Origin of the sequence: Arthrobacter sp. NPDC057009, from assembly GCF_042673905.1 — a bacterium.
In the GTDB taxonomy this organism is placed as follows: Bacteria; Actinomycetota; Actinomycetes; order Actinomycetales; family Micrococcaceae; genus Arthrobacter.
In genome coordinates this window covers 33,322-55,141 of the sequence record NZ_JBHUSB010000014.1, presented here as the reverse complement: position 1 = coordinate 55,141, position 21,820 = coordinate 33,322, and the positions used below count along the sequence as shown (strand labels likewise).

Annotated in this window: 21 protein-coding genes; 7 read left to right on the top strand and 14 right to left on the bottom strand. The window is 67.6% G+C overall.

Features of this window, described 5'->3' with window-relative positions; genetic code table 11:
• The first annotated feature begins 7 nt into the window (after positions 1 to 7).
• The 3 genes from ACFTR6_RS15110 (at position 8) to ACFTR6_RS15100 (ending at position 5,044) form a co-directional block, all read left to right on the top strand.
• Positions 8 to 430 carry a heat shock protein transcriptional repressor HspR gene (locus tag ACFTR6_RS15110; protein ID WP_377958489.1) on the top strand — a complete coding sequence of 141 codons (423 nt, stop codon included), beginning with the start codon at positions 8 to 10 and terminating at the stop codon, positions 428 to 430.
• Positions 431 to 559: 129 nt separating this feature from the next.
• Positions 560 to 3,265 (top strand): PEP/pyruvate-binding domain-containing protein, encoded by a 2,706-nt coding sequence (locus ACFTR6_RS15105; RefSeq protein ID WP_377958488.1) that lies wholly within the window; start codon positions 560 to 562, stop codon positions 3,263 to 3,265.
• A 75-nt stretch (positions 3,266 to 3,340) separates the two neighbouring features.
• The gene (locus ACFTR6_RS15100; protein ID WP_377958487.1) at positions 3,341 to 5,044 is read left to right on the top strand and encodes a DUF222 domain-containing protein; all 1,704 of its coding nucleotides are present in this window, start codon (positions 3,341 to 3,343) and stop codon (positions 5,042 to 5,044) included.
• A gap of 133 nt (positions 5,045 to 5,177) precedes the next feature.
• On the opposite strand, the gene ACFTR6_RS15095 is transcribed toward ACFTR6_RS15100, so the two are convergent.
• The 5 genes from ACFTR6_RS15095 to ACFTR6_RS15075 all read right to left on the bottom strand — a co-directional run bounded on the left by ACFTR6_RS15095 (position 5,178) and on the right by ACFTR6_RS15075 (position 9,875).
• Positions 5,178 to 6,158, bottom strand: coding sequence for a D-2-hydroxyacid dehydrogenase family protein (locus ACFTR6_RS15095; RefSeq protein WP_377958486.1), 981 nt, complete (start codon positions 6,156 to 6,158; stop codon positions 5,178 to 5,180).
• 185 nt (positions 6,159 to 6,343) lie between these two features.
• On the bottom strand, positions 6,344 to 6,736 hold the full coding sequence (locus tag ACFTR6_RS15090) for a universal stress protein (RefSeq protein WP_377958485.1): 393 nt from the start codon (positions 6,734 to 6,736) through the stop codon (positions 6,344 to 6,346).
• A complete protein-coding gene (locus ACFTR6_RS15085) occupies positions 6,733 to 8,364 on the bottom strand; it encodes a tripartite tricarboxylate transporter permease (RefSeq protein WP_377958484.1) in 1,632 nt (543 codons plus the stop codon). Before ACFTR6_RS15085 ends, ACFTR6_RS15090 begins: the two co-directional genes overlap by 4 nt.
• Positions 8,365 to 8,868, bottom strand: coding sequence for a tripartite tricarboxylate transporter TctB family protein (locus tag ACFTR6_RS15080; protein WP_076799756.1), 504 nt, complete (start codon positions 8,866 to 8,868; stop codon positions 8,365 to 8,367).
• Entirely contained in the window at positions 8,865 to 9,875 is a 1,011-nt protein-coding gene (locus ACFTR6_RS15075) for a Bug family tripartite tricarboxylate transporter substrate binding protein (RefSeq protein WP_377958483.1), read from the bottom strand. The genes ACFTR6_RS15080 and ACFTR6_RS15075 overlap by 4 nt, the downstream gene beginning before the upstream one ends.
• A gap of 222 nt (positions 9,876 to 10,097) precedes the next feature.
• Between ACFTR6_RS15075 and ACFTR6_RS15070 the strand changes: the two genes are divergently transcribed.
• Both ACFTR6_RS15070 and ACFTR6_RS15065 read left to right on the top strand, forming a co-directional pair.
• Positions 10,098 to 11,675, top strand: a complete 1,578-nt coding sequence (locus ACFTR6_RS15070) for an ATP-binding protein (protein WP_377958529.1) — start codon at positions 10,098 to 10,100, stop codon at positions 11,673 to 11,675.
• 28 nt (positions 11,676 to 11,703) lie between these two features.
• Positions 11,704 to 12,372: a response regulator gene (locus ACFTR6_RS15065; protein WP_076799761.1), complete on the top strand. Its 669-nt coding sequence runs from the start codon at positions 11,704 to 11,706 to the stop codon at positions 12,370 to 12,372.
• 55 nt (positions 12,373 to 12,427) lie between these two features.
• Here the strand turns inward: ACFTR6_RS15065 and ACFTR6_RS15060 are convergent, their stop codons facing one another.
• The 5 genes from ACFTR6_RS15060 to ACFTR6_RS15040 form a co-directional block, all read right to left on the bottom strand.
• Positions 12,428 to 13,009, bottom strand: a complete 582-nt coding sequence (locus ACFTR6_RS15060) for an adenylate kinase (RefSeq protein ID WP_377958482.1) — start codon at positions 13,007 to 13,009, stop codon at positions 12,428 to 12,430.
• A gap of 103 nt (positions 13,010 to 13,112) precedes the next feature.
• Positions 13,113 to 14,369 carry an RNA polymerase sigma factor gene (locus ACFTR6_RS15055; RefSeq protein WP_377958481.1) on the bottom strand — a complete coding sequence of 419 codons (1,257 nt, stop codon included), beginning with the start codon at positions 14,367 to 14,369 and terminating at the stop codon, positions 13,113 to 13,115.
• Between the two features lie 46 nt (positions 14,370 to 14,415).
• Complete coding sequence (locus tag ACFTR6_RS15050) at positions 14,416 to 14,844, bottom strand: YciI family protein (protein WP_076799765.1); 429 nt, start codon at positions 14,842 to 14,844, stop codon at positions 14,416 to 14,418.
• Positions 14,845 to 14,955: 111 nt separating this feature from the next.
• Positions 14,956 to 15,294 (bottom strand): SgcJ/EcaC family oxidoreductase, encoded by a 339-nt coding sequence (locus tag ACFTR6_RS15045; protein ID WP_087871954.1) that lies wholly within the window; start codon positions 15,292 to 15,294, stop codon positions 14,956 to 14,958.
• Between the two features lie 129 nt (positions 15,295 to 15,423).
• Entirely contained in the window at positions 15,424 to 16,275 is an 852-nt protein-coding gene (locus ACFTR6_RS15040; RefSeq protein ID WP_377958480.1) for a Rieske 2Fe-2S domain-containing protein, read from the bottom strand.
• A 191-nt stretch (positions 16,276 to 16,466) separates the two neighbouring features.
• Here ACFTR6_RS15040 and ACFTR6_RS15035 point away from each other — a divergent pair, with 191 nt between their 5' ends.
• Positions 16,467 to 17,627, top strand: a complete 1,161-nt coding sequence (locus ACFTR6_RS15035; RefSeq protein WP_377958528.1) for a benzoate/H(+) symporter BenE family transporter — start codon at positions 16,467 to 16,469, stop codon at positions 17,625 to 17,627.
• Here the strand turns inward: ACFTR6_RS15035 and ACFTR6_RS15030 are convergent.
• From ACFTR6_RS15030 to ACFTR6_RS15015, 4 genes are all read right to left on the bottom strand, one after another.
• Positions 17,624 to 18,481 carry a prephenate dehydratase gene (locus tag ACFTR6_RS15030; protein ID WP_076799772.1) on the bottom strand — a complete coding sequence of 286 codons (858 nt, stop codon included), beginning with the start codon at positions 18,479 to 18,481 and terminating at the stop codon, positions 17,624 to 17,626. The genes ACFTR6_RS15035 and ACFTR6_RS15030 overlap by 4 nt on opposite strands.
• Before the next feature lie 121 nt (positions 18,482 to 18,602).
• Positions 18,603 to 18,965 (bottom strand): cupin domain-containing protein, encoded by a 363-nt coding sequence (locus ACFTR6_RS15025; protein ID WP_076799774.1) that lies wholly within the window; start codon positions 18,963 to 18,965, stop codon positions 18,603 to 18,605.
• A 136-nt stretch (positions 18,966 to 19,101) separates the two neighbouring features.
• Positions 19,102 to 19,254 carry a hypothetical protein gene (locus ACFTR6_RS15020; protein WP_377958478.1) on the bottom strand — a complete coding sequence of 51 codons (153 nt, stop codon included), beginning with the start codon at positions 19,252 to 19,254 and terminating at the stop codon, positions 19,102 to 19,104.
• Positions 19,255 to 19,386: 132 nt separating this feature from the next.
• Positions 19,387 to 20,130 (bottom strand): FadR/GntR family transcriptional regulator, encoded by a 744-nt coding sequence (locus ACFTR6_RS15015; protein ID WP_087871950.1) that lies wholly within the window; start codon positions 20,128 to 20,130, stop codon positions 19,387 to 19,389.
• 213 nt (positions 20,131 to 20,343) lie between these two features.
• On the opposite strand from ACFTR6_RS15015, the gene ACFTR6_RS15010 reads away from it, so the two are divergent.
• Complete coding sequence (locus ACFTR6_RS15010) at positions 20,344 to 21,708, top strand: MFS transporter (RefSeq protein ID WP_076799777.1); 1,365 nt, start codon at positions 20,344 to 20,346, stop codon at positions 21,706 to 21,708.
• The last annotated feature ends 112 nt before the right edge of the window (positions 21,709 to 21,820 follow it).

Below are 21,820 nucleotides of genomic sequence, written 5' to 3'. Positions count from 1 at the left end.
GCCGGCCGTGGACATCAATTTCGATCAGCCGATCTTCGTCATCTCGGTGGCCGCCGAGCTCGCCGACATGCACCCGCAAACCCTCCGCCAGTACGACCGGCTGGGCATCGTCTCGCCCAGCCGGGCACCGGGCAAATCCCGCAGGTACTCCCAGCGGGACGTGAACCGGCTCCGCGAGGTGCAAAGGCTGTCCCATGAGGGCGTTTCGCTCGAGGGGATCAAGCGCATCCTTGAACTGGAAAACCAGGTGGCTGCACTGCAGCACCGGGTGACCGAACTCAGCGAGGAACTGGCCCGCCGTCGTGAGCCGCTGGAATCCCGCATCTTCGCCGCCGGCACCGCCGGTGATGTGGTGAGCCTGGCACGGGGCCAGCGCCCCCGGCCGCGTTCGCAGGCAGTTGTGGTGTGGCGGCCCCGGGGCGACGCCTAATAATTCCTGGCTGAGCCGCTGCCCATTGCCAGAACTGGGTGCTGTGCCAAAAATAGGGTGCAGCACCGGAACGGGCCCAGCAACCGCAATGTCGCGGTCCCGGCTCCCCGGCAGAAGGGACGCAGGGTCATGACCTATATCAAGGACTTTGACCAGCTGGGACGGGGCGATCTGGACGAGGCGGGCGGCAAGGGAGCCAACCTCGGCGAGCTGGCCCGGGCCGGCTTTCCGGTGCCGGCGGGCTTCGTGCTCACCACCGCGGCCTACCAGGACTTCGTCAACGCCAACGGCATCGCCGGCCGCATCCTCGAACTCGCGGCCCTTCCCGCCGGTGCTTCAAACGACGACTACGAGACCGCCGCACGGCAGATCCGGACGCTTTTCGCCGAGGGCACGTTGCCCGGGGAGATCAGCGGTGAACTTCGGGCAGCCTACCTGCGGTTGGGTCAGCATATGGCCGCAACAGGAGAAGATGCGGGCACACAGTCCAGCGACGAGACACGGGTGGCAGTGCGCTCCTCGGCCACTGCAGAGGACCTCGCCTCCGCCAGCTTCGCCGGGCAGCAGGACACTTACCTGAACGTCGCCGGGCCAGAGGCAGTCGCCGCTGCCGTCATCGACTGCTGGGTCTCCCTGTGGAACGCCCGCGCCATGGCCTACCGCTCACGGAACGGCATCGATCCATCCACCGTGCGCCTCGCCGTCGTGATCCAGGAGATGGTCGACGCCGATGCCGCCGGTGTCCTGTTCACCGCCAATCCCGCCACCGGCCGCCGTGACCAGGCGGTGATCAGCGCCGCCTGGGGGCTGGGTGAATCCGTGGTCAGCGGGGCCGTCACCACCGACGACGTCGTGGTGGATTCAGCCACGGGCAAGGTGGTCCGGCGCCGGACGGCGGACAAGGACGTGATGACGGTCTACAGCGGGACCGGCACCACTGAGCAGCCCGTGCCCGAAGAGAAGCGCCGTGCGCCAGTGCTCGACGACGGTGCGGCTGCCGCGCTGGCCCGCCAGGGAACGGCCATAGCTCAGCATTTCGGGGTGCCCCAGGACATCGAGTGGGCGCAGGCGGCAGGCGAATTCTTTATCCTGCAGGCCCGTCCGATCACCGCACTCCCCGAGCCCTCGGACGAGGCCCCGACGGAATGGCCGCTGCCTTATCCGAACGGGATGTACTTCCGCGCCAGCATCGTGGAGCAGTTGCCGGATCCGTTGTCGCCCCTGTTTGCCGACCTGATTGACGGCGCCGTGGTGAGGTCCCTAAACGCGCTGCTGGGCGAGGCGTTCGGCAAGAACGTGGTGCGGCCCGGCGACGTCTCGCTGCCCACCGTCAACGGCTACGCCTACTACTACTACAGCAACTCAGGAATGCGGCGGGTCATGGGCCAGTCGCTGACGGCCATGCGGGCACTCGCCCAGGGCAAAGCCAATATGGGAATCAAAGGCTGGCGGGAGCACTCGCACCCCAAGTACCGCGGGACCGTGAAATTCTGGGCGGCCAAACCGCCGTCGGACCGTCCGGCCCCCGAGCTGCTGGAGGGCATTTCCGCGCTGCTGGACGCCGGCGCCGCCTACTACACGGCGGTGCAGTCCATCATCCCCATCGCCGCTACCAGCGAGATCATGTTCCGCAGCTACTACGACAAGCTCGTCCGGCGGCCCGGTGACCCGTCCGCGGAGGTATTCCTCCTCGGCTACGACAGCGAGCCGATCCGGGCGGAGAAATCCCTGTACGACCTGGCGGTCTGGACCCGCGAGCGGCCACAGCTTGCAGCCGCCGTCACGGAAGGACCAGCGGCCGGCATCGCCGAGGCTCTCCGACGCGGCAGACCTCCCGCGGGCGCGGACGGCGTCCCCAACGTGGATCCGGGACAGTGGGAGGAGTGGCGTTCCCGTCTCCAGCGGCACCTGGACCGTTACGGGCATGCCGTCTACAACCTTGACTTCGTCAACCCTGTGCCGGCCGATGATCCCTCTGCGCTGCTGGAGACCCTGCGGTACTTCGTGCGGGGACAGGGCAAGGACCCGCACCAGCGCCAGCAGTCCTCAGCCGACCGGCGGGAGGAGCAGGCCCGGCTGATCAGCACCCGGCTGGGTCCCCGCCGTCGGGCCGTTTTCCGCCGGCTGCTGCGGTGGGCGCAGACAGCGGCACCGGTCCGGGAAGACGCACTGGCCGACGTCGGACTGGCCTGGCCGCTGATGAGACGGATGCTGCTGGAGCTGGGGGAGCGGCTCACCGCCTCGGGCGTCATCGCCGCGCCGGCTGACATCTTCTGGCTCCGCCTCGAGGAACTCCGCAATGCCATCGACTTTGGCCTGGCCGCGCCCGGCGCAGCGATCACAGGCACGGACAGGCCGGCGCGGGCCGAGGCCGTTGAGCAGCGCAAGATGCTATGGCGGGGGCAGCGGAAGGCCGCCGCCCCGCAGCTCCTGCCCGAGAGCCGATGGATGGAGCGGGCATTCGGCAGCATGATGCCGGCGCGTACGGTGCAGCGGGCCGGGGACGTCATTACCGGCGTCGGCGCGAGCTCGGGGCAGGTGAGCGCACCGGCGCGGCTGCTGCACGGTCCTGACGACTTCGCCACCATGCGGCCGGGCGAGGTGCTGGTGGCGCGCATGACCACGCCCGCGTGGACGCCGCTGTTTGCCATGGCGTCAGGGGTGGTCACGGACGTTGGCGGCCCGCTGAGCCACAGCTCAATCGTCGCCCGCGAGTACGGCATTCCCGCCGTTCTGGGAACGGGCGTGGCCACCCAGCGAGTGTCCAGCGGACAGCAGGTTAAGGTCGACGGCGACGCCGGCACGGTTACGCTCGACGGTTCCGGTGCCCCGTAGGGCATCCGAAGTGGGTTTTCCACATAGACCTTATGCAGCGTCGTTTTTCCCCCAGGCCAGTGGCAAGCTCTTCGTATGGAGAACGGCACGGCTGCTGCGGAGGCGTTGGAGGCTATTGGTGCCTCGGCGTTGGCGATGGCTGCCGAGCTGCGCAGGGCCGCTCACCCGGGTGCGGCTGGCGCTGGTTTCGAGCCGGATCCCGTTGACCCTCTTGGGGAGCAGGCGACTGCATTCCTGGACGGTTTGAGCGGGGTGGCCGGGATGGAGGCCCGGCTTGCGGCTGTGAAGGTGGAGCTTGCTGCCGGGTACGTCACGGCGGACGCGGCGATGGCAGTCCCGGTTGGCAGCCCGCAGGACGCGGCCGTTCGGCAGATGGCCGTGAGGGCGGAGGTGGCCGGCGCGCTGACCATTAGCGAAGGCGCTGCCGAACGGCTGCTGGTTGAATCGGACATGCTGACCAGGGAACGGCCGATGACACTTGCCGCGCTGCAGCTGGGCCGCATTTCGTGGCAGCACGCCCGGATCATGTGGGATGAGACCGAAGGGCTGTCACCTGAAGCGGCCGCAGCGTTCGAGGCCCACTTCCTGGATCCTGATGCTCCCAACGCGGCGAGGGGCTGCTTTGCCGGGGAGCTGGCACCGGCGAGATTCCGGGCCAAGGCCCGGTCTTGGCGGGAACGGCATCATCAGGACAGCATCGAAAAACGGCACTTCAAGAGCCTGAAGGACCGGCGGCTGGAATTCCGGCCGGACCGGGACGGCATGGCCTGGTTCTCGGCGTACCTGCCCGCGGACCAGGCCACCGGGATCTGGAACCGGACCACTGCCGGGGCGCGTGCGCTTCAAAGGCCTAACGAAACCCGAACCCTCAGCCAGCTCCGGGCCGATCTCTTTTCCACCTGGCTGCTCAAACCAAGCCACGGGGCCGGCGCAATAGACGGAATAGATGGTTCGCCGGCAGGCTCCGGACACGCAGCAGGACCCCCGTCCCCAGGCAGTGTCCCGGACGGTGAGGTGATAACTGGCTCCATCCTCGCTGGAGATCCTCTGGCTGGCGATATGCAGCCTGGTGATGTGCTGGCTGGCGACGTGCCGTCCCCGCAGGCCCAGGTGCTGGTCACAGTTCCGGTGTTCTCGCTGCTCGGCCACACCGACGAGCCCGCCACACTCGACGGGTACGGGCCGATCCCCGCGTCCATGGCCCGCCGGCTCGTCGCCGACGGCGCAACGTCGTTCTTCCGGGTCCTGGTCGACTCGCGGGACGGGGCGCCACTGGAGATCGGCCGCACCAGCTACCGGCTCACCAAACCCATGCGCCAATGGATACGCCTGAGGGACTCCAAATGCACCTTCCCCAACTGCAACAACCATTCCCTGGACAACGACGCCGACCACGTCCTCTCCTGGGCCGACGGCGGCGGCACCGGCGTGACCAATCTCGGCCAGCCGTGCCCGAAACACCACAGACTGAAACACGCCACGGCATGGCGACCGGTCGACGCCACCCGCGACAACCCGCCCGGCTGGATCTCACCCGCCGGGCGGTCCTACCGAGCCGAGTATCAGGACTGGGAATCACCCACCTGGCCGGAGAGCTTTGACCCGGGCAACTTCGGGCCGGGCAACTCTGACCCGGACAACCCTGACCCGGGCAACTTTTGGCCGGGCAACTCCGCGCCCGATAGCTTCCAGCCGGACATGGCCGAGGACCTTGGCCCGCCCCTGCCTCTCGATCCCGTCCGTGAACGGCCCAGCTGGCCTCCACCCGCCGCAGCCTAGGCAAGTGCCGCGGATTCCGCTGGCTACTTACCAGCGGCGTTCAGCAAGCCCTGCCTGGCCAGCAGCTGCCCGGGCGCCAGCCTTCTACTGAGGGCAGCCTTCTTCTTCGCCAGCCTTCGATTGTGCCAGCTTTCTACGGTGTCGGTGTCGGTGTCGGTGTCGGCGTCAGCGTCCGGATCGGGGAGCCGTCCAGCCATGCCGCCACGTCCTCGAGCGCGCCGCCGAAGAACGCGCGGTAGCTGGCGTCGGTCACATATCCCAGATGCGGGGCCAGCAGGGTCCGGGGCGCACTCAGCAGGGGATGGCCAGACGGCAGGGGCTCCTGGTCGAAGACGTCGAGCGCCGCACCGCGGATCCATCCCTCATGGAGCGCAGTCACCAGCGCCCGCTGGTCCACCAGGGGACCGCGGGCGGTATTCACCAGCACGCCGTCGGGACCAAGCAGCCGCAGTTCGCGTTCCCCGACTGTCCCCTCAGTACGCGGCGACAGCCGCAAATGGAGGGACACGACGTCGGACTCCCGGAACAGCTCATCCTTGCCCACTTTCCGGGCACCTGCCGCCGCAGCCGCTTCCTCGGTGAGGTTCTGGCTCCAGGCCAGCACCTCCATCCCGAAGGCGCGGCCGTAACCGGCCATGCGGGTCCCAATCTTTCCCAGCCCCACAATTCCAAGCGTCTTGCCGGACAGCTCGAAGCCGACGCCGGTCTGCCACCGCCCGTCGCGCAGTGCGGCCTCCTCCTGCGTCAGATTCCGGGCAAACGCCAGCAGTAGCGCCCACGTCAGTTCAGGCGCAGCTGTGGGGGAGCCTCCCGTTCCGCAAACCGTGATCCCCAGCCGTGATGCTGCCTCCACGTCGATCGAGGCATTGGCGGCGCCGGTGGTGACCAGCAGTTTCAGCTGCGGCAGCTTCTCGAGGATCCGGCCGGGAAACGGTGTCCGCTCCCGCATGGCAATGATGATGTCGGTGTCCCGCAGCGCATCCACAACCTCCGCCTCTGTGGCCAGGTGCTGGTCGAACACCGTGACGGCGACGCCGCGGTGTTCGAGGGAACTCCAGTCGGCGAAGTTGTGGGCCACGTGCTGGTAATCGTCAAGAATCGCGAGCTTGTGCATGCTGTCCTTCTGCCGTGAAATGAGACCTGCGCTTAAGCCAAGGAGGTAGGAACCCGCTGGTGCGGGCCCCTACCTCCTGAGGCTAGTCGAGTAGTAACTGGTAAGGGTCCCGGGTCGGCGTGAGTCGGCCGGGGAGCCTGGCTGGCCGGGGAGCCTGGCCAGCCGGGAAAACTAGCCGGGTGAGCTCAGCCGGCCTTGACGGCCAGCACCGGGCAGGATGCCTCCAGCAAAATCTGCTGGGCCGTGCTGCCCATGATCAGCTTTCCAACCGGAGTCCGCTTCCGGAGGCCGATCACGATGAGATCGGCCCGGTACTTCTCCGCGGCATCCAGCACCTCGTTGGCCGCATCATTGCCGCGCACCGGCTGCAGCACCAGGTGCTCAATGCCTTCCTTTTCCAGCCGTGCCGTCACCTCGTTGATGTCCGCGGCCTGGGCGTACCGCTTGTCCACGATGGCGTCGCCCCGCGAGGAGTTGATGACGACCAGGCGGCTTTGGCTCTTCTGCGCCTCGGTGATGGCCCGGTCCAGGGCTGCGGTGCCCTCGGCCGTGGGAACGTAGCCGACAATGATGCTCACGATTTCTCCTGTCCGTGGTTGGCATGCGTGCTGTCCGAGCGGTCTTTGGCCTCGGCAGGGCCCTCGACACCTGGTGCGGCAGCCGGTCCGGCAGCAGGCCCGGCAACAGCGGGTCCGCCGGCAGCCGCAAATCCCGCAGGCTGCGGCCGCAGGCGACGCCACATCTTGAACAGGAACGGCCAGAGGAGCACGAGCGCCACGATGATGTAGACCACGACGGCGATCGGCTCGCTCCACAGCCCGGAGACGTCGCCGGCGCTCAGCTGGAGCGTCTGACGCAGCTGCTTCTCCAGGCGGGGTCCGAGGATCACGCCGAGGATCAGCGGCAGGACCGGCAGGCCGTAACGGCGCATCAGGAAACCCAGTGCGCCGAGCACCAGCAGGATCGCCAGGTCGAACGCCTGCAGGTTCACCGAGTAGGCGCCCAGCGTGGCGAAGAAGAGGATGCCTGCGTAGAGGTAGGGACGGGGCAGCCGGAGCAGCTTCGCCCAGACGGGGGCCAGGGGAAGGTTGACCAGCAGCAGCAGGAAGTTGCCGATGAACAGGCTGGCAATCAGTGCCCAGACCAGCGGGCCTTCGTTTTCAAACAGGAGCGGTCCGGGCTGGATGCCGAACTGTACGAACGCCGCAAGCATGACGGCGGCGGTGGCGTTGGTCGGCAGGCCAAGGGCCAGCATCGGGGTCAGGGTGCCCGCCGCGGCGGCGTTGTTGGCGGCCTCAGGACCGGCGACACCTTCAATGGCGCCCTTGCCGAACTCCTCGGGGTGCTTGGAGAGCCGCTTCTCGGTGACGTAGGAGAGGAAGGTTGGGATCTCGGCCCCGCCGGCGGGCAGTGCGCCGAACGGGAATCCGAAAGCTGTGCCGCGCAGCCACGGCTTCCAGGACCGCTTCCAGTCCTTCTTGCCCATCCACGGTGTGCCGACAGGGATGATCTGCAGCGGCGTGCGGCGCAGGTGCGCCGCCACCCACAGGGCTTCACCCACGGCGAAGATCGCCACGGCGACGACGACGACGTCGAGGCCGTCGGAAAGCAGCGGCAGGCCGAAGGTGAGGCGGGCCTGCCCGGAGACGATGTCGAGGCCGACGAGGCCGATCGCCAGGCCCAGCCCGAGGGACGCGAAGCCGCGCAGCCGGGAGGAGCCCAGGACCGCGGTGACGGCCAGCAGGGCCAGGACCATGATGGCGAAGTAGCTCGGCGAGCCGAGGCTCACGGCGAACTGGACCACAATCGGCGCGAAGACCACAAGAAGCGTGGTGCCGATGGCGCCCGCGACGAACGAACCGATGGCCGCCGTCGCCAGTGCCTGTGCGGCCCGGCCGGCCTTGGCCATGAGGTTGCCCTCGATGGCAGTGATCACCGAGGACGATTCGCCGGGGGTGTTGAGCAGGATGGAGGTGGTGGAGCCGCCGAACATGCCGCCGTAGTAGATGCCGGCAAACATGATGAACGCGCTGGTCGGTTCGAGGACGGTGGCCACCGGAAGCAGCAGCGCCACCGTCATGGCCGGGCCGATACCGGGCAGAACGCCGACGGCGGTGCCCAGGATGACGCCGATCAGGGCGTACAGGAGGTTCATGGGGGTCAGCGCCGTCGCGAACCCGTCCATGAGTGAGGACAGGATGTCCATCTAGAGAATCCCTTCAAGGAGACCGGCTGGAAGGGCGATGCCCAGGCCGAGGTAGAAGCCGTAGAAGGTCAGGAGCGCCAGGGCCACGGAGATCAGTCCGTCGCGGATGTAGTGGCGGCTTCCCAGCGCCCAGACGCTGCCCCAGAAGAGCACCGTTCCGGAGATGACCCAGCCGGCCCAGTCGATCAGCAGGATGTTGGCGATGAAGGCGCCGGCCAGGGGGAGGACGGTCTTCCAGTCGCTCGGGTGGGTCAGGTCAACGTCCTCGCCGCCCTCGGCCTCGCCGCTTCCGCCCCGGAGAACGTTCAGTGCCAGCAACACGGCGCAGACGAGCAGGAGTGCTCCCACGATGATGGGCAGGGCCTTCGGGCCTACCGGATCCGACTGGGAGTACGGCACAACCAGGCGCGCTGCGTCAATGAGAACCAGGGCGCCGACCGCCCCGAGCAGGGCTGCGATGCCCAGCTCGGAGCGGCCTTTGAGGCGGGAGGCCAAGGTGGTCACGCCAATCCGAGCTTCGTCAGCACGTCGGCGACCCGCTTGTCCTGCTCGGTGAGGAAGGTCTTGAATTCGTCACCGGTGACAAAGGCGTCAGTCCAGCCGCGGGTCTTCAGGGTTTCCTTCCAGGAAGCCGACTCGTGCATCTTCTCCAGCGTGGCGATCAATGCGTCGCGGTCGGCGTCGCTGATGCCCGGAGGTGCCACGATACCGCGCCAGTTGGTGAAGACGAGGTCGATGTTGGACTCCTTCAGGGTGGGGGCGTCCACGCCTTCCAGCCGGTTTTCACCGCTCGTTGCCAGGACGCGGATGGACCCGGACTTGATCTGCTGCATGTATTCGCCCGCACCGGAGGCCGCGAAGCCAAGCTTGTTGCCGATAATGGCCGGGAGCAGGTCCCCGCCGCCGTCGTAGGAGACGAAGTTGACCTTGGTCGCGTCGATGCCCACGGCACCGGCCAGCTGCATCGGCAGCAGGTGGTCGGGGCCGCCCGCCGAGGAGCCGCCGCCGACGCTGACCTTGGACGGGTCCTTCTTCCAGGCAGCCACCAGGTCATCGATGGTCTTGTACGGGGAGTCCTTGGAAACCATGATGGCGCCGGGCTCTTCGATGAGCTTCGCGAGCGGGGTGGTATCCGTCAGCTTCGACTCGGACTTGTTGGTGTAGCTGGCGCCGACTACGCCGAGGCCCATGAGCATGGCCAGGTCGCCGTTGCCCTTTTCGTTGACCACACGCGCCAGGCCCACGGTGCCGCCGGCGCCGGCGAGGTTGAAGACCTCGGGGTTGGTGGCCAGCTTCTCGTCTTCGAGAACCTTTGCCGCGGCGCGTGCCGTGGTGTCGTAGCCGCCGCCGGGAGTGTTCGGCACCATGATGCGCAGCCCGGTGAGGGGTGCGGTGCTTGCCCCGGTGGTGGCGGTGCCGGCGTCGTTCTTGCCTGTCGCTCCACAGCCGGAAGCCATCAGGGCGATGCCTGCAGCGACGGCCGCGACGCGCAATGCGCTGAATCCGCGCATGTTGTTCCTCTTCTCGTTGGTCCGTTTGATCGGTGTGCTCCGATGCTAGGACCGAACGTGATGCGGCTCACGCTTGTGTAACCAGAGAAAGTTAAGTTCATTGCGTTCACGTTTCCGCCCTCCCACAAGGGGGCAAACGGCGTTGCAGGCCCGGTACCGTTAGGTATAGCCCCACCCGCGCACCCACAGGAAGAACAGCAGCACATGACTCGACGGCGAGGAATGTCCCTTGCGGGGCAGTATCTTCGGCTGCAGCTCCTGATCGTGCTGGCGGTTCTCGTGGGCGTTGTTGCCATCTCGCTGGCCCAGTCGGCCGCGGCGTTTGAACGGGTTGAGGGCCGCCAGGCCCTTTCGGCCGCCGAAACGCTGGCAGCCAACCCCGCCGTCCGGAGGCTCCTGCCGGACGCTCAGCCCCAGAGCGGATCCGTGCTTCCCTCCGTGGCAGAGGCGGTGCGGACCATCTCGGGGTCCTCCCTGGTCGCGCTGGCCCGCACCGACAGGACGGTGGTGACGTCGTCGGACCCGTCGCAGGAGGACCGGCCGCTGGAGCTTGGCGAGAGCGCGGTGATGACCGGGCGGGCGTGGACCGGGGTGGTCCGGACCGGGGCCGGGGAAGTGGTGGCCGCGCACGTGCCGGTGCTGAACGACGCCGGCAAGATGGTGGGGATCGCCGTCGTCGGCAGGAACTACCCGTCAGTGCTGGAACGGCTGGGCGACGCAGTCCCGAACCTGCTGACGTATCTGGGCGTGGCGAGTGTCCTGGGCGTGGCGGGTTCGCTGCTGCTGGCCCGCCGCGTCAAGCGCCAGACGCTCGGCATGGAGCCGGACGAGATCACCGGCCTCGTGGAGAACCGCGAGGCGATGCTGCACGGGCTCAAGGAGGGTGTGGTGGCGCTGGACCCGCAGCAGCGCATCACCGTGGTCAACGACAGTGCCCGCAGCCTGCTGGGCCTGCCGCACGACTGCGTTGGCAAGGATCTGGGGAGCCTTGCGGTGCCGCCGGCGCTTCGCGAGGTACTCACCGAGGACCAGCCCGGCCCCGACCGCCTGGTCCTGGTGGGCGAGCGGCTGGTGGTGCTGAACCGGATGCCGATGCGCTCGCACGGGCGGGTGATCGGTTCCGTCACCACTCTGCGCGACCGGACTGAACTGGCCTCCCTGGAGCGCGAGCTGGGCACCACGCGCACCGCGACGGACACCCTCCGCGCGCAGGCGCACGAGTTCGCCAACCAGCTGCACACGATCTCCGGCCTGATCCAGATCGGCGAGTATGACGCCGTCGTGCAGTTCGTCAACGGCACGACGTCGAACCGGACCCGCCTGAACGACGACGTGACCAGCAGGATCGGGGACCCGGCTCTGGCGGCGCTGCTCATTGCCAAGGCGAGCCTGGCCGCGGAGCGCGGAGTGTCCCTGCAGCTGGCGGAGGAATCCCGGCTGGGCAGGGTGGATGAGGAGCTGTCCCGCGATCTCACCACGGTGGTGGGCAACCTCGTGGACAACGCACTCGATGCCGTCACCAGCGCCGCTGAGGCCAGGGTCGAGGTGCTGATCGGGGAGGACGACGGCGGTGTGCGGGTTGACGTGAGGGATTCGGGACCGGGGGTCCCGGCGGAGGTCATGGACGACATTTTCCGGCAGGGGTTTAGTACCAAGAATTCGCCCGACGGCGGCCGCGGCTATGGCCTGGCGCTCGCCAGGGTGGTCTGCCAGCGCCGGGGCGGGCGGCTCACCGTGCGGAATGACCACGGTGCGGTGTTTACGGCCCTGCTGATGCGCAAGGGCACTGCTGATGCTTAGCACTACTGATGCTTAACGAGGAGCTGACTTGATCAACGTACTCATCGTCGACGACGACTTCATGGTGGCCAAGGTCCACGCCGGCTTTATCCAGCGGACGCCGGGGTTCGCCGTGGTGGGGGTGGCCCACACCGGTGCGCAGGCTGTGCTTGAGACCAAACGGCTGCAGCCTGACCTGGTGCTGCTGGACATCCACCTGCCCGACATCAACGGCCTGGACCTGATGCACCAGCTGCGTGAGGTGGCGCCCGAACTGGACGTGCTGGTGATCAGTGCCGCGCGCGAGGTGGAGACGGTGCGGAAGGCGCTGCGCGGCGGGATCGTGCACTACCTCATCAAGCCGTTTTCGCAGACCGACCTGCAGGAGCGCCTGGAGCACTACCGGAATACCTACCGGAGCCTGGCCTCGTCCAAGGACGTGGCGGAGCAGTCGGACGTCAACCGCGTTTTCGGGCTGGAGCGCGCGGACCGTCCGCTGCCGAAGGGGTGCAGCGCCGAGACACTCCAGGTGGTGGAGAAGGCGCTGCGCGGCGCCGGCGGTGACGTGTCCGCCGCCGAGCTGGCCGTGCAGGTGGGGACGTCGCGCGTCAGTGCCCGGCGCTATCTGGAGTACCTCAACGATGAGGGGCTGGTGGACGTGACACTCAAGTACGGCGTCGGACGCCCCGAGCGAAGGTATGTGTGGAAGGCGGGGTGAACGACCCGCTCTTTAGCGACCCGCTCTTTAGCTGCACGGTTTTTAGCTGCACCCGTCAGGGCCGCGCCCTGAGTTCTTCAATCCCCTGCAGCGCACTGACGGTGACCGCATCGATGTCGGCAGTGCCGTCAATGCGCACCAGCAGGGCGCGCCTGCCGTAGCGTTCGATGACGGGCTCGGTCTCCTGCCGGTACAGCTCCAGCCGGTGCCGGATGACGTTCTCGGTGTCATCGCTGCGCCCCTCGGCCTCGGAGCGGAGCAGCAGCCGGCGGACGATCTCGTCGTCGCCGGCGGCGATTTCGACCACCGCATCGAGCCTGTTCCCGGCGGCGTCCAGGATTCCGTCAAGGTCATCCATCTGGCTCACAGTGCGCGGGTAGCCGTCCAGGAGGAAGCCGTTCCTTGCGTCCCGTTCCTGCAGCCGCTCACGCAGCATGGCGGTGGTGAGATTGTCCGGGACGAGGTTGCCGGCGTCGAGGAATCGCTTGATTTCCCGGCCCAGGGGCGAGCCGTTGGCCAGGTGGCTGCGGAACATGTCCCCGGTGGAGATCTCGGGGATGTGAAGCTGTCCGCTGAGCCGGCGAGCCTGGGTGCCCTTGCCGGATCCGGGCGGGCCGATGAGCAGGATGCGGGTCATGCCGATGTTCCGATCTGCCGGGAGAGCACGCTTGTGCCCATTCTTCCGTCCGTCCCTGCCCCCTGCAATGGGTGCGTGCTGGCCGCGGTCCCGGCTGTCCGGTTCAAATGCCGGCGGCGCGTTCCTCCAGCAGCTCCCGGGTGCGCCGGTTCCGGGCCAGCCCGGCCGCCGCAGCGAATTCGGAACGTGCCTCCTCGGTCCGGCCGAGCCGGACCAGCAGTTCGCCGCGGACACTGGGCAGCAGGTGCGTTCCGCGCAGCGCCCCTCCGGAGGCGAGTCCGTCAACGATCACCAGCGCAGCCGCCGGTCCGGTGGCCATGGATACGGCCACGGCCCTGTTCAGTTCCACCACGGGGCTGGGCGCGATCCTGCCCAGTGCTTCATAGAGCAGGACGATGCGCTGCCAGTCGGTGTCGTCGACGCTGGGTGCCGTCGAGTGGCATTCGGCGATCGCGGCCTGCAGCGCGTAGTTTCCACGGCCCCGCCCCAGCGCGTCGCAGCGTCGCAGGGCGGCACGGCCGCGGCCGATCTGCGCCCGGTCCCACCGCGTCCGGTCCTGGTCCGCCAGCAGGACCGGAGACCCGTCGGGGGTGGTGCGGGCGGGGAAGCGGGAGGCCTGGAACTCCATCAGGGCCACCAGGCCGTGGGCCTCGGGCTCGCGGGGGACCAGGCCCGCCAGGATGCGGCCGATCCGCAAGGCCTCCTGCGCGAGGTCCGGCCGGATCCACGCGTCTCCCGCGGTTGCGGCATATCCTTCCGTGAACATCAGATAGACGACGCCGAGGACCGCTCCCAGCCGCGCACCCCACTCGTTGGGCTCGGGAACCTCAAAGGGCACCCGGGCCGCGGCGAGCGTTTTCTTGGCCCGCACAATCCGCTGCTGCACCGTGGCGACAGGCACCAGGAACAGCCGTGCGATCTCCTCCGTGGTGAGGCCGCCCACCACCCGCAGTGTCAGGGCCATCTGCGCCTCCCGGGAGAGGACCGGGTGGCAAGCGGTGAACACGAGCCGGAGAACGTCGTCCTCCAGCGGAACCCAGGTCACGCCGTCGTCGTCTTCCAGGTCCCGGGCCGTGGCCCGGTAGCGTTCCTCAAGCCGTTCGGAACGCCGCCATGCATCGATGGCTTTGCGTTTGGCGACGGCGGTGAGCCAGGCGGCAGGGTTGTCAGGTGTCCCGGATGCCGGCCACTGGACCAGGGCCTCAGCCAGGGCTTCCTGCGCCAGGTCCTCGGCGAAACCAACATCCCGGGTGGCACGGGCGAGGGCACCGACGATGTGTGCACCCTCGATCCGCCAGAGGGCATCGAGCCGGCGCCGGACCCCGGCGCCGGCATCAGGGTTCCCCACAGCTTCGCTCACCGCCTGCCCGCTCACTCCCTGCCCGTTCACTTAGCCGGCCAGCGGCTCAGGGCTGGTTCAGCTCCTGGCGCCACACGGCTTCCTTCTTGATGTACTCGTTGTCCGCGAAGTCGGCAAAGTCGTCGGCCTCAGCGATCCGGCGGACCTCAAGCTTCGATCCGGGACCCAGCGGGCAGCGGCTGGCCCATTCCTTCGCCTCCTCCTTGGAAGCCACCTGGACAATCCAGAAGCCGTTGAACAGCTCATGCGTTTCCCCGTAGGGGCCGTCCGTCACCACGGGCGGTTCCTCGGAGAAGTCGACCACGAAGGCCGAGCCCTCGGACAGGTCGGTCAGGCCCTCGCCGGCGAGCATGACGCCGGCCTTGATGAGCTGTTCGTTGTAGGCGCCCATCTGGTTGAGGATCTCCTCGAACGGAACCTGCTTCGACGCCTCGATGGCCTCGTCCGTGGCGCGCATGATGAACATGTACTTCATGGTTCTCTCCTTGCCTTGACGTGGACGCCGTGTGCGTCCGTCTACTATCCCGTCGAACGGGGCCTGCGGAAATCGACAGGTGGTCAGGAATTTTTTCAGGGCCGGAATTTTTCAGGCAGTGCCGAAGGGGTTGTCGATGGCGAACTTCCATCCTTCGCGTCCTTTGCGGAGGACGTCGGCCGTCCTGCCGTGGAGGTCCACGTTGCTGCCGTCGGCTGCGGTGCCCTTGATGGCCCATTCGGCGATGGCGAGGGCGATGTCGCCCATGACGTAGACATGGCGGGTGGTCATCCTGATGGGCAACCCGGCCTGCAGGAATCCCATCATGGCGTTGACGCTGTCTTCGCCGGTGGTAGGCATGCCCGGCTGGGGAACAAACACGGCATCCGGCTCGAAGAACTCCAGCATTCCGTCAACGTCCCTGGCGTTGAAACGCGCTGCCCACGCCATGTGTAAAGCATGCGGATCCGTTATTCCCACGGGGCCCTCCCCACGACTCCATCGTCTGAGGTGGGCAATCTATCAGCAGCGGGGTACGGACGCCAGAGGGCAACAGCCAGCCCGCGGGCCGACGCCTGGCTACCCGCGCCGGCGGACCTCAATCTGGCCCTCGTTCACCCTGGCCTCGTAGCTGGGCTGCGGCGTGGTTGCCGGCCCGCGGACTATGTGGCCGTCGTCGAGCCGGAACGTGCTGCCGTGCCAGGGGCAGGTGACACAGCCATCGGCGATCGTGCCCTCATCGAGCGGGCCGCCCATGTGGCTGCACACGCTGTCCAGGGCCTGGACCCCGGCCCCGGAGCGGTACAGCAGGACCGACACCTTGCCGGCATCGACCTTTCGGTGGGCGCCGTCGGCGAGCTCGGATTCTGCAAGGACCGGAGTCCACTGCCTGGGCCCCGTCCTGCCTGCCGTCTTGTTGACGTTAACCGTGTTGGCGAAAACCAGGTGGCCGCCGAGGAATCCGCCGAACATCAGGACTCCGAAGCCGGCCAGTCCAAGAGCCCTGCCGGCGGGCCGGTTGCCGGAGGCCCGAGCCACGGCCGAGGAGGAGAACAGGCAGAGCGCTGTTCCGTTGGCGGCCGCATGGACGAGTCCCACCCGCCGCGATTTGCCCTGCGTGTCGGACCAGTCGTTGAGGCCGGCTGCAGCTGTTGGGACGGCCGTTGCTATTCCTGCGGCCACCAGGATGTCGGCGGCCGGCTCGGAGGCGGGGCCTCCCACGGCATCGAGGAGCGTGGCCATGGACCACGCCCCGATCGGGAAGTCGGTCAGAACCGGATGCAGCGGGTGGCCCAGCAGGGTGCCGCTGAGGGTGTTGCGGACGGGCCGCGGCTGGACGGCTTTTCCCACGGCCTTGGAGACGGCGGCGGCCACCCCGTCCAGCCGGTCAAAGTGTTCAATGGCATCAACTAACGCATGCAGCGGGTTCATGGCGGACTCCTTGGGCCTGGCGGTCAGGACACGTAGTGCACCAAAGTCTGCATCGCCGTGAACGCGATGACAAGGTGCCGGCAGGGCAGTCTCCGGTAACGTAATTGCACATGCCGCTGCCACCGTCCCGAATTTCCCGCGACCCCGCCGCCCCCGTTGCCTCCGTTGCCGAGGGGCTGGTGAAGCCGGTCATGGCGGGCATCGTGACGGCGCTTGTCGGCTTCACTTCGACCTTCGCAGTGGTTCTCTCCGGCCTCCGTGCCGTGGGGGCCGACCCCCGGCAGGCGTCGAGCGGCCTCCTCGCCCTGTGTCTGGTGGTCGGCGCCGGAGTGGTGCTCCTCGCCTGGCGGAGCCGGCTGCCGGTGACCCTCGCCTGGTCAACCCCGGGGGCCGCCCTGCTGGCCGTTGCGGGAGTTCCCGACGGCGGGTGGCCGGCCGCCGTCGGCGCCTTTCTGGTGACCGGGGTCCTGATCGCCGTGACCGGGCTTGTCCGCCCCCTGGGCAGACTCATCAGCAGTATCCCGGCACCCCTGGCACAAGCCATGCTGGCGGGGGTGCTGCTGCCGTTGTGCCTTGCCCCGGTGGAGGCGCTGCAGACCGCTCCGCTGCTGGTGGTTCCGGTCCTGCTGTGCTGGCTGCTGCTTTCACGGTTCGCGCCCCGCTGGGCGGTTCCCGGCGCACTGGCCGTGGCGCTCGCCGGCATCGTGGTGCAGCTGGCTGTTGACGGCCGGGCCGTGCCGGCCGGCGGTCTGCTGCCGGACCTGGCATGGACTGCGCCGTCCTGGTCGGTGGGCGCGGTGGCAGGCATCGCGCTGCCGCTGTACATCGTGACCATGGCGTCCCAGAACGTGCCCGGCGTGGCGGTGCTCGGGTCCTTCGGGTATCAGGCGCCGTGGCGGGCATCCATGCTGGTCACGGGCACAGGAACGCTGCTTGCCGCGCCGTTCGGCGGCCACGCCATCAACCTTGCCGCGCTCAGCGCCGCGCTGGCAGCCGGGGAGGAGGCCGGCGCGGACCGGGGCCGGCGCTGGGTGGCGGGCTTCGTCTCAGGACTGGCGTACCTGCTCCTGGGCGCCTTCTCCGCCGGACTCGCCGCCCTGGTGGCTGCGGCTCCTGCCGGGGTGCTGGAAGCGGTCGCCGGGCTCGCCCTGCTGGGCACGCTCGCAGGGTCTGCGGCCTCGGCTCTCGCAGAGCCGGGGGAGCGGACGAGCGCCGTGGTGGCCTTCCTCGTGGCCGCGTCCGGGCTGACCTTCCTCGGGATCGGGGCGGCGTTCTGGGCATTGCTGGCGGGCCTCCTGGTCCGGGAGGTGCTCAGGGACCGGAGCAATCCGCAAGGCAAAACTGCGGGTTAGTTGCCGGCTGCCCGCCGGGTTCTGTGCTCGGCGGCCGGGTAGACGCCAAGGATCCACACCTCGGTGGTGAAGAAGTCCAGTTCCTCGAGGGCACGGCTGAGCGCCGGATCCTCGGGGTGCCCTTCGACGTCGACCATGAACATCGTCGCCGCGAACTCGTTCCCCACCATGTAGCTTTCAAGCCGGGTCATGTTCACGCCGTTCGTGGCGAAGCCGCCCAGCGCCTTGTAGAGGGCGGAGGGAACGTTCCGCACCCGGAAAACGAAGCTGGTGACCGCCGGGCCGGGCAGTGCTTCCCGGGCGGGGAGTTCCGTTTCCCGGGCCAGGACCACAAAGCGGGTGGTGTTGGAGGGGTCGTCCTCGACTGCAGAGGCCAGGACTTCCAGGCCGTAGAGCTCGGCGGCCAGCGGCGGTGCGAGGGACAGCTTGGTGGGATCGTTCCACTCCCGCACCTCGCGGGCCGATCCGGCGGTGTCGCCGGCGATCACGGGTTTCAGCCCGGCCTCGCGGATCAGTTTCCGGCACTGGCCCAGGGCGTGAATGTGGCTGTGGACCTCGGTGGCGCCCTCGATGGTGCTGCCCGGGATGCCCAGCAGGTCGAAGTGGATGGGCAGGAAGAACTCTCCCACGATCTGCAGGCCGGAGTGCGGCAGCAGCAGGTGGATGTCGGCCACCCGGCCGGCGATGGAGTTCTCGATCGGGATCATGGCCAGATCCGTCGCGCCGCTGGACACCAGCTCGAAGGCGTCCTCGAAGCTGGCGCAGGGAACGCTCTCCAAGGCGGGGAACATCTGCTTGCAGGCTATGTCTGAGTTGGCGCCGGGCTCACCCTGGAACGCAATTTTCTGGGCCACGTTCCGTATGATGTCACGCCCGGCGCCGGCTAATCCAAACGGTGCTGCTTCACCTAAACTGCGCCGCCGCGCCCAAACAGCGCCTCGTCACGCAAACGGCGCCTCCCTACGCGAACAGCTGCTACCTCTTCGCGTAGTCGCTGAACCCCTGCCAGTCGATCACCACGCAGGCTTCATCGCCTACGGTCCAGGCATCATGTCCGGGCGGAATGATGGCGAAGTCACCGGGCCCGTACTCCATCTCCTCGCCGTCATCCATGACCACCTTCATCCGGCCGGAGACGAAGTAACCCTGATGGGCAGCCTGGCAGCTGTCCGTCTTGGCGATGGGTTTCACGTGCTGTGACCAGCGCCAGCCTGCCTCGAACGTGGCACGGCCCACGCCGCCGCCTTCCATGTGCACCAGCTGGAGCTGGCCTTTGCCGTCCTCAAACGGCCGGGTCTCCTCGGGCGAGTCGAAACTCTTGCGGATTAGACCTGGCATCTTAACCTCCTGTAGTGGATTTCCTGTTCCTGGGATGAAGGCTTGGAACGCAGATGCCGCTGTCTGCTACGCCACTTTGTAGGCCCGCCGGAGTGTCATGTCAAGGTCCGAAAACACCGCTCTGGATGCGGGCGATTTAAGTGCGGGCGAGCCGCTCGATGTCCTCACGGAATTCACTGACCATGGATGCGGTAACCGTTGCCTTTGTCTGGCTGACAGCCTCGAGGTAGCTGTCCGTCGTCAGCGTACCCTTCGCTGGTTGCCCGGCCCCGTCCTTTGGCTCCCGCACGGCGCACTCCAATGCGCGCTGCGACGCCTTCCGTGCAGCGCATCAGGCTGGCGTTCCGGCCCTCCGGGATTGCTGACGGCGGGTACCCCAGACAGGGCCGCCCGCCAGCGTGTGCCCGTTGCCAGTGGCCCCTTACTGGGCGGCGTCGAACCCGGCAAGCAGGCGGCGCGATGCAGTCTGCATGTGCGAGCGCATGGTCGCGGTGACTGCGGCGGGGTCGTGGGCTTCCAGCGCCGTGAAAATTTCGCGGTGTTCCTTCAGTGCGGCGGCGGCGTGGCCTTCGTCGGTCAGGGCCCGGTCAACCCAGATGCGAAGCAGCGAGCGGATGCTTTGCAGCAGCTCCCGGAGCACGTCGTTGCCGGAGCCTACGGCGATCTCGCGGTGGAACGCGGCGTCGGCCTCCACAAAGGCGGCCAGGTCGTCGAGGTTGTCCTCCATGGTCTGAAGGTTGGCGCGCATGCGGTCCAGTGCCGCGTCGTCGATGCGTTCAGCGGCCAGCTGCGCGGCCTGCACCTCGAGCCCGCTCCGGAGCTCCACCAGTTCGCGGGTGCGCGGTGCGCCCAGCATCAGGCCCCAGCTCAGGGTGCGGGGCAGCAGTTCCGAAACGCCGTCCCGCAGATACGTTCCTGATCCCGGCCGCACAATGACGATGCCCAAAATCTCCAAGGCCGCCAATGCTTCGCGCACTGCCGACCGGCCCACGCCGAGGGAGGCGGCAAGCGTCCGCTCGGCGGGAAGTCTGGTGCCGGCTGCGATATCGCCGCTGGTGAAGTAGGCCAGCAGGCGCTCGGCGACCTCGGACACCACCGATCCCTGTTCCATGGGGCCAAGGGCGGCGCTGATCTTGGCCGTAGCGGCTGTGGTGTTTTCGGACATCTTCAAAGCGTAGCAACCGGCTGACCAATTCTCGGGGGAAAAGCGGTAAGAGCAGATAAATCCGTCAACCGGTTGACCAATTTGCCGTTGGAGTCGTATGGTTGATCTCACACGCTTAGCCAATGCCGGTCTCCTTCCGGCGGAGGGCATTGAGACAACCCCCACGCCTCCAGAGCAGGGTGCGGCCGGGGATACCAATATCTAGGAGTCAATGTGGACACCACACAATCGGTGGTCGAACGATCTGCAATCAGGAAAGTGGCGATCCGGCTCGTTCCGTTCGTCGCCTTGATGTTCTTCATCAACTACCTTGACCGCACGGCCATCTCCTTTGCCGGCCCCAACGGCATGAACACGGACCTCGCCCTCTCCGCGGCGCAGTTCGGCTTCGCTTCCGGCGTTTTCTTCATCGGTTACATCCTGCTCGAGGTCCCCAGCAACCTGGCCCTGCACAAGTTCGGCGCCCGGCGCTGGCTGGCCCGCATCATGGTCAGCTGGGGCATCGTCTCGCTCCTGTTCACCTGGGTCGGCAACGTTGAGCAGCTCTACATCCTGCGCTTCATCCTCGGTGTCGCCGAGGCCGGCTTCTTCCCCGGCGCCATCCTCTTCCTGAGCCTTTGGGTTCCGGCCCGGCACCGCAGCAAGATCCTTGCCCTCTTCTACCTGGCACAGCCGCTGACCACCGTCATCGGTGCTCCGCTGGCCGGCCTCCTCATCCAGCAGCACGGCCTCTTCGGCCTCGCCGGCTGGCGGGTCATGTTCTTCGGCGTCGCGCTCCCCGCGATCATCGTCGGCATTATCGCCTGGTTCTACCTGGCTGATTCCCCGGCCAAGGCCAAGTGGCTCACGGCTGAAGAAAAGACGTGGCTGACCGGCGCCCTGGAGAAGGAAAAGAAGGAAACCGTCGCCAGCAACAAGCATGTCAGCGTCCGCACCGTCTTCGGCAACGGTCGCGTCTGGGTCCTGTCCGCCATCTACTTCGGCTTCATCTACGGCCTGTACGCCCTCGGCTTCTTCCTGCCCACCATCATCGCCGGCTTCGAGACCATCTACGGCGCCAAGTTCGATGTCCTGCAGAAGGGCCTCATCACGGCGATCCCTTACCTGCCGGCAGCCGCTGCCCTGTACTTCTGGTCCAAGGACGCCACGAAGCGGGGTGTGAAGACCTGGCACATCGCTGTTCCCGCCCTGGTCGGCGGCCTCAGCATCCCGCTGGCGCTGTTCGCCGGCTCCCCGGCGGCCACCATCGCCGTCATCACCATTACGGCCATGTCCATCTTCGCGGCACTGCCCAACTTCTGGACCGTGCCCACCCAGTTCCTAACAGGGGCTGCCGCTGCTGCAGGCATCGCCCTGATCAACACCGTGGGCAACCTGGCAGGCTTCAGCGCCGGCTACATCACGGGCTGGCTCAAGGACTGGACCGGCAGCTACACGGTTCCGATGTTTGTCGTCGGCGGTTTCATGCTCCTCTCCTGCATCCTCATGGTGGCCCTGAGCCGCTCCGGCAAGGTCAGCCAGGGAGTTGCGGCAGAGGCGCTGGATCCAGCGGGCGCCGGACACCACTCCGAGCCGTAACCAGCACAGCGCCGTAAGCAAAAAAACCAGCGGCACCCCAAGCCGGTTGCGCCCTCCGCCACGGAGGGCGCAACCACACCAACAGCGCCAAACAGATTTCCCACGCCCAACC

Coding starts and splice junctions, on each gene's coding strand:
- ACFTR6_RS15105 (WP_377958488.1), top strand. CDS start 560: ATGACCTATATCAAGGACTTTGACCAGCTGGGACGGGGCGATCTGGAC.
- ACFTR6_RS15100 (WP_377958487.1), top strand. CDS start 3,341: ATGGAGAACGGCACGGCTGCTGCGGAGGCGTTGGAGGCTATTGGTGCC.
- ACFTR6_RS15095 (WP_377958486.1), bottom strand. CDS start 6,158: ATGCACAAGCTCGCGATTCTTGACGATTACCAGCACGTGGCCCACAAC.
- ACFTR6_RS15085 (WP_377958484.1), bottom strand. CDS start 8,364: ATGGACATCCTGTCCTCACTCATGGACGGGTTCGCGACGGCGCTGACC.
- ACFTR6_RS15075 (WP_377958483.1), bottom strand. CDS start 9,875: ATGCGCGGATTCAGCGCATTGCGCGTCGCGGCCGTCGCTGCAGGCATC.
- ACFTR6_RS15070 (WP_377958529.1), top strand. CDS start 10,098: ATGTCCCTTGCGGGGCAGTATCTTCGGCTGCAGCTCCTGATCGTGCTG.
- ACFTR6_RS15060 (WP_377958482.1), bottom strand. CDS start 13,009: ATGACCCGCATCCTGCTCATCGGCCCGCCCGGATCCGGCAAGGGCACC.
- ACFTR6_RS15050 (WP_076799765.1), bottom strand. CDS start 14,844: ATGAAGTACATGTTCATCATGCGCGCCACGGACGAGGCCATCGAGGCG.
- ACFTR6_RS15045 (WP_087871954.1), bottom strand. CDS start 15,294: ATGGCGTGGGCAGCGCGTTTCAACGCCAGGGACGTTGACGGAATGCTG.
- ACFTR6_RS15040 (WP_377958480.1), bottom strand. CDS start 16,275: ATGAACCCGCTGCATGCGTTAGTTGATGCCATTGAACACTTTGACCGG.
- ACFTR6_RS15035 (WP_377958528.1), top strand. CDS start 16,467: ATGGCGGGCATCGTGACGGCGCTTGTCGGCTTCACTTCGACCTTCGCA.
- ACFTR6_RS15025 (WP_076799774.1), bottom strand. CDS start 18,965: ATGCCAGGTCTAATCCGCAAGAGTTTCGACTCGCCCGAGGAGACCCGG.
- ACFTR6_RS15015 (WP_087871950.1), bottom strand. CDS start 20,130: ATGTCCGAAAACACCACAGCCGCTACGGCCAAGATCAGCGCCGCCCTT.